Source organism: Pseudogemmobacter lacusdianii, from assembly GCF_030848395.1.
Classification (GTDB): domain Bacteria; phylum Pseudomonadota; class Alphaproteobacteria; order Rhodobacterales; family Rhodobacteraceae; genus Pseudogemmobacter; species Pseudogemmobacter lacusdianii.
The window spans coordinates 1-6,781 of record NZ_JAVDBT010000031.1 but is presented as its reverse complement, the minus strand read 5'-3'; the positions used below and the strand labels follow the sequence as shown (position 1 = coordinate 6,781).

At 53.9% G+C, this 6,781-nt stretch carries 2 protein-coding genes and 1 pseudogene; all 3 read right to left on the bottom strand.

Annotated features, from left to right (window positions below):
* Positions 1–27: 27 nt before the first annotated feature.
* Positions 28–1,902, bottom strand: a complete 1,875-nt coding sequence (gene pglZ / locus Q9295_RS17735; RefSeq protein ID WP_306681923.1) for a BREX-1 system phosphatase PglZ type A — start codon at positions 1,900–1,902, stop codon at positions 28–30.
* Positions 1,895–5,368, bottom strand: a complete 3,474-nt coding sequence (gene pglX, locus Q9295_RS17730) for a BREX-1 system adenine-specific DNA-methyltransferase PglX (protein WP_306681922.1) — start codon at positions 5,366–5,368, stop codon at positions 1,895–1,897. Before pglX ends, pglZ begins: the two co-directional genes overlap by 8 nt.
* Positions 5,368–6,781: pseudogene (locus tag Q9295_RS17725) on the bottom strand (BREX system P-loop protein BrxC); the annotation flags it as partial. The gene pglX and the pseudogene Q9295_RS17725, both read right to left, overlap by 1 nt.

The window sequence follows — 6,781 nt, the reverse complement described above, 5'->3', positions numbered from 1 at the left end:
TCTGTCAGTCTCCTCGCGGAGCCTGAATCACGCCGCGAGTGGATAATCAATGGGTCCTGACCCTAGGGTGCGGTGCTGATAGATAAACCCGTGATCTGCCGTGATCAAAATGGTCGAAGCATTGGCCGAAGTCAGTTTTTTGACCAGAGTAACCAGCTCTTCAAGTGTGCTTTCTGCTGCCTCGAAAACACGGTCTTCGGTCGGAACCTTATCTCCAATAGCGTCGATCTGATTGTGATAGATATAAACCACATCATGATCGCGCACGAAGGCCTTGGCGTCATCGCCGCGCATCTCTTTTAGCTCATCAGCACGTAGGGTGGCGACGCGATCGCTCGCACGCCCTGCGGCAAGCATTTTCTCGCGATATTGGCTGCCAGTCGGCCGACCTGCATCTGTTACCAATTTAGGGTCGGTTTCGCTGATCGCTAGGGCGGCGTGCGGCAGCAGTGACGCCATGCCCAGTTGGGTGTAGCTGGGCAAAGAGGCTAGCATTACATCTAAGCCTGCATCGAAGCGATCAAGTGCGCGGATACGGCTTAGGCATTCTTCGGCAATTTCATATCGCAACGCATCAGAAATAATGACAAAAACCTTGCCCCGTGTCGCTTTGACATGGCCCTCATAGAAGGACTTTTGCGACCGCACGCCGGCGACATCCCAAGTCGACATCTGATCGAGTTGGTTTTGCCAAGCGTTATTCAGCGGTGTAAGGTAGTTATTAACGTAGAGGTTCTCGATCAAGGAGCCAAGCGCGCCCAAGAGACTGGGCTGGCTGCTCTTTTGGCTATGGTAGATGAATTTGCGATAGAATTGATCAAGCTTGAACCATGTCGTGGTATAGCGTTTGATCCCTTCTTGCGCGGTAGTCATGCCGATATTGGACAGCGTCAGCGTCTGCTGGAACTCAGCCCCATAGCGAAGGGTCTGATAGATTTCCGCAAATTCATCATACCAACTGCTTTGCGTCCGCGTGCTGATGACGCGCAGCGCTTCGGTCGGGCTGAGGGTTTGGCTTGCCAAACCCTGCACCAAGCGGCGGATGATCTCGCGCTCCAGCTCTTCGACAAGATCCGCTTGCTGTAGCTGAGGCAGTTCCCGCTTTTTAGCATCCTCGGCGATCGCCAATGCAGCTTGGAAACGCCGCGAGAGTGTCGCGAAATGCGCTCGGCCAATGCGGTCGTTCTTCCAACGACCCAATAAAACTGGCGCTTCTTGGTTCAGCGCAGATGGCTCGCCCATCGACATAGCATAGCAGGACTTGAACAGCGTCAGCGCGAAATCTTCTAACCCCGGCGTCTCGCTGCGATAGCCGTAGTCATTGCCTATCTGTTCCCACAAAAAGCCAGTGAGGCCAGCGCGTTCGATCAGCTTTAATCCCTCATCGCGACCAGTCGCCAATTCTGCCAGTAGCGCCTCGATCACGGTATCAAAGGCCCCCGTGGCACCAGTGCAGACACCCAGCATCCGACGGCGCAATTGGGTTGCACCATCCTCGGCCTTAAGCCGTTTTTTCAGCTCGTCACGCCGTTGGGTTGAGCGGAAGAACTCCGCATGATCGCGGATCACGGCGTCGAATTTCAGATCCAAGCCCAACTCAGCCAGCAGCATCGCGGTTTGATCGGCCCGCATCTCGCCCGAAGCCAGCACCATATCCAACAGCCAATTGTTCCGATCATTGGGGCGGGGGCCGTGGTTATAGATCAGGAACTTGGTCTGCGGCTCTTGGCGCAGGATGCGATATTTCAGGCCAAATTCATTGTTTTGGATTTCGACCTTTTCCACGCCCTCCAGCACGACCGCCTCAAAGGCGTCGCGCATCTCACGGGCGGCGTCATACCAAAAGACGATGCGATGGTCTTCAAAGAGCCGCCTCAGGCCAGCGGCGATACGGTCAGTCATCCGATGCCTCCAGACCTTTGATCTTCTTTAAGGCCTCACCAAACAGCGGATAGTTACGCTTCACGCCATCATCCAGATCAATCTCGATCTGGCGCTGTGCCAGCGGGAAGATCACCTCACGCTCCCATTCCTCAAGTTCAGCGATCTGCTTGATGACAAGAGCGACCTCTTTGACGGCGGCGGTTTGTTCGCGGGCCGAGGCATTGGGGTCAGTGGAGCGTTTTTCCAGCTCAACCCTGCGGGTTTGCAGTTTGGAGATCAGCTCGCGCAGGTAGTCATTCAGCAAGACCGATACCGTATCGCCGCGATAGCGGTGCATATAGATCAGCGCGTTGAACGTGCCTTTGGGGCTAGAGAACATCCAATAGATCGGGCGCTTTTTATAGCGGCGCACATGATATTCGTAGAAATCTTTGGTGAACCATTTGCGCAGGTCTTTGCCCAAAGAGCCTTCGATAAAATCGAGGTTCTCTTGCAGCTTGGCCTCGCCAAAAGTGATGCGGATGAATTCGCGGATACGCGAGACGATGTCATCGGCGAACCAATCGGCATCCAGCACGGGGATGACGTTATCGCGATCGGGGGCGAAGCTGGGGTTGGGCACGCGGGCAAGGTATTCTGCGATGCCTTCGCCTTGGTTGGCAAGGATCAGCCCCGGCGCATCAAGGCTGTAGCGGCCGAACATGCAGCCGACGGCATAATGCAGCAGCTCTGCCACCGTATCCTCGCGCAGGCGGGCCTCGCGGTCCTCCTCGCTAATTTTGACGCCATAGCGATAGGCGGGGTTGCAGGTGAGGGTGATTTCCTCGATCGGCACATCGGGCGTCAGCTCATCTTGCAACCCATAGGCTTCGATGAAGATGCGGTTGTTTTCTTCCTCAAGCCTTTGCATCTCATCTGTCATACCCTGCCAATAGCTGCGCAAGTTTCGATAGCTGGCCGCCAACATCTCTCCGCGATGATCGGGCGCGAGAAGAGGAATGGCGGTGAAGTCCCATGAGGTTTCGAAGGCGTCCCAGTCGGTGCGAGCCAGCGCAATCAATTGTCGTGTTGTGCCGTCAACACTGTGAAGAGCAACCGCTTGGACTGGTATAGCCGCTATATTTTCGATATTCTTGCTAATTGTTGGGGCTAGAACATCAAGTATTTCACCTGAAACTTTTGAGCACATCAGACCCAATAGGCCATACCTATCGATTTCTTTCCTAGGGACGGCAATTGATCCATTGACATCCCATAGGAAGCCATTTTCGCTCGCTCGACAAGAAAATCCAGCGCTGGAAATGCGTGTCCAAGTGATACATGGTCTGAAATATAAGTGTTTATTATTTGTCCGAGCTCTAACTAGGTCAGCTCCCTGATTACGCCAGTTCAGCAAGTCAGTTTGGTTGCCATACCACTTTCTTCCATCTCCGCCTTTGAGATATGGAATCCAGTGCCCAGACGATTGAGAGGAGTGTGACTCAAAGTTTATATCTGTATGATTAACTTCATACCAATCTCTAATGAATTTGTTGGTGTCGCCCGTAATAATCCCTTGGATAACCTCAGCGTTCTGGGAAAGGGGAGGCTCTAAAAAGGATTCTTGCAGCCTCTCGCTTGTCCAGTATGCAATTGGATTTCCAGGTATTTTAGAAAAATTATCTGGGTTGGAGCGAAATAGTAGATCCGGCCTTCGCCCTATAATGGCCTCTTTTAGAGCTTCGGATACTCCGTTATTATTCGGAGGAACTGATAAAAGGCGGAAGTAATCTCCAGGCGCTGACGATGTTTCTTTGTCAAATATAAATCCACAAATTTGCACCGTTGCATCCTTAAATGCCGACAGTGGCATTTCGAATAATGTTCTCAAGCGGTGATGTTTTGTTAGTGCATTTCTAAGTGGCAAATATGATGATAAATACATCCACACATTAGGTGACATTATTCCTACTGCGCCATGCTTGACAACCAGAAGTGAACCTCGTTCTACGAATGCTGAAAACAGGTCTGCGCTGGTGTCGGGATATTGTGTTTTTAGCCAAATATTTAAGGTGGAATTCATCCCTTTACCGCCCATATACGGCGGATTCGCCACCACAACATGATACTTCGGCGCCAAAGCTTCGGCCGTTTGCAGTAGGGCCACCACCCGCTCTTGCACGGTGCGCAGCATCAGGTCGGCGCTAAAATCACGCGCTTGCACCACACGCAAAACCTCGGCTGGATCGCGCAGTTTTGGCACGATCAGTGAGCCGAAGTTTTTGGCCTGCTCAAATTGCGTCAGGGTCTCGCGCAATTCAGCCGACCAGAGATCACGCCCGACCACGGCCTGCACATCGGCCAGCTCGCTCTCGGTAAAGTGGATATCTTGCATGACCACGATATTGGGCCGCGCCTCCATCCGCAAAAAGCGCCGCCGCCCCAAGCGTTGCGCCGCCTTCATCGTCAGCGCAAAGGCCGCCAAAGCGCCCGCGCGATCGTCAATCTCGATCCCCGTCAGGTTATGGGTCAGTATCAGGGCAGGGATGTCATTGGCGTCATATCCCTCTTCCTCATAGATCGCGTAGAGCAGATCAAAGGCATAGGTCAGCATATGGCCCGAGCCGCAGGCGGGATCGCAGATTTTGATCTCTTCGGGCGAGGAGATGCGCAGGAAATCCGTCTCTGCTTCAACCGGCGCGATGTAATAGTCCATTTGCGCGGCAAGGTTTGAGGTCGGGCGATTAAGCAGCCAAAGCCGGCCTAGCGAGTTTTCCACCAGATAGCGCACGATCCAATGCGGCGTGAACAGCTGCGTCGCGGCGGGGATATTTTCAGCCGTGATTTTGACGTTTTTCTTTAGCGCGGCGAAAACATCGTCTTTCTTTTGGCTGATGTAGAATTGGTAAAGCCAGCCGATCACCTCAACATCTTGTGCGTCGGTATCCGTCATCGCCTCACGCAAGGATGCCAGCACACTTTCAGGTGAGAGCAGATCATCGGGCAGCAAGAGTTCGGTGTAATCGGTGATTTTCTCGAACATAAAGGCCATTGGCCCGTGCCAATGGTTGCAAGCGGCGACCAGAAGAAGGCGATAAGCCTCGCCCTGCGCATCATGTGAGGGGGTGCGGCCGTCCAGCAGGCTGATCACCTTATCGCGGATGCGGGGCGCTAGGGTGTCGTCATATTGTCCCGCTGCGGCATCGGCGAGGATTTCGGGACGGGTTTGGCCTTCGGCAGGGGTCACAACGCGCGGGTTGGTATAGCCATTGGCATCCATAAAGCGCAAAGCGGTGAAGCGGTTGAACCACGTATAGGCCACCTTTTCGATCAGCTGCGGCTGGCCCAAAGCTTTGAGCTGCTTTTCCAACTCGGCTACGGCCACAGGGGCCTCACGGCGCGCGGCGCTACCTTCGGCCAGAACTTGGGTCAAACGCGCCGAAACCTGCGAGATCAGCTGGATGCGTGCCTCTTGGGCGAATTTTTTGAGCTTATTGGTATCCATTAGACGATGATCTCTTTGCCGGAGTGGATGGCGGCCAAATAGGCGGTGCGCAGAGTGTCGAGGTAGGCTTCGACATCCTGTTCATGGGACAAGATGGATTTGTTAAATTCAGGCGTGATGTCTTTGCGGCGCACGGTTTGCGGAGCCGGTTTGACAGGGGCAGGCGCGGGGCCCTCAGCGGCACCGGGGGTTGGCGCAGGTTTGGGCGCAGTATTGGCATGGGCCTGCTGGATGACCGTCTCAACAAGGCTCGGGTAGAGGGTGGCCTCGGCATCATGCGATTTCGAGCGGATGAGCGCGATTTGGCTGGCCCCTGCGAGATCGCTTTGGGCGGCGTTCAGGCGGTGATCAATCGCGCTGCGTTGATCAAAGGTCAGGTCGGCGATTTGGGGCAGGGTTTGGAGTTTGTATTTTAGCCCCTCAATCACGACTTTGGCGCTGTCGCGTTCGGCGATAATGGCCAGTTCCAGCTTGTTCTTGATCTCAAGGTAAAGCACCTTGAGGTCCATCTTGGATTTGTTGCGGTAAAAATCAGGGTCAGCGAGCGCGGTTGTTAGGGTTTCGATCTCAGGCGCGTTGATGAAGCCAAAGTTGTGGGCTTGATCGATAAGAAATCGGCTGACTTCGGCATAAATGGCCTTTTGTGGGCCACCCATAAAGCTGCGGATTGGTGTGATGATGTCGTCATTGGCATCAAGCAGCTTATCCTCAAAGGGGCTGAGATCGGTCAGATACCATGTGGCTGGCTTGCGGTTGACCTGTTCGAGAAGAGGCATCACTTCCTGCAGGGCTTCCAAGAAGGGGAATTGCGGCTTTTCCGCGAGTAAGGTGCGCAGAGCGGTGGTTAGCTCTTCAAAGGCTTTTGCTGTCTCAGCACCGATAACCTTTGCATCACTGCCATCGAGGGGGCTTCCGAAGAACTCCTTGTAGAATTCACGCAGCTTCTTGATTTGCGAGGGTTGGAACTCTGCCTGCGGCGTCAGGATGATATTGGAGAGCAGGTTGCTGTTGCGGAGCCCTTGGACGAGGTCATTGCCTTCCAGCTGGACGCCATCTGAGGCAGCTTCGAGTTTTGAACGAGCAACCAAAGCTGCCGTATTGGTCAAAACAGCATTCACAGGCCAGCCGAATGGCTTCTTGCCAAAATGTTCAATGAGAGACTTTGCCGTGACACGGCCACCGATACGGCCTTGTGAATTAGCGTAATTCAGAATTTCCTGCTGGGGTTCTGTGAGGCTCATTCCCTCAGCGCCAAAGAAGCCACTATCGTCTTTCATGACCTTTGCAATGTCATTTTCTGAATAGCTCTGCTGGCGCAGCATCGGCAGGTTCGTATAGACCTTATCAACTAGGGTCAGGACTCGTTCTTGTGTCATAGCCAGAAGATGACGGTTGCGGCGAGGGCGACGACGG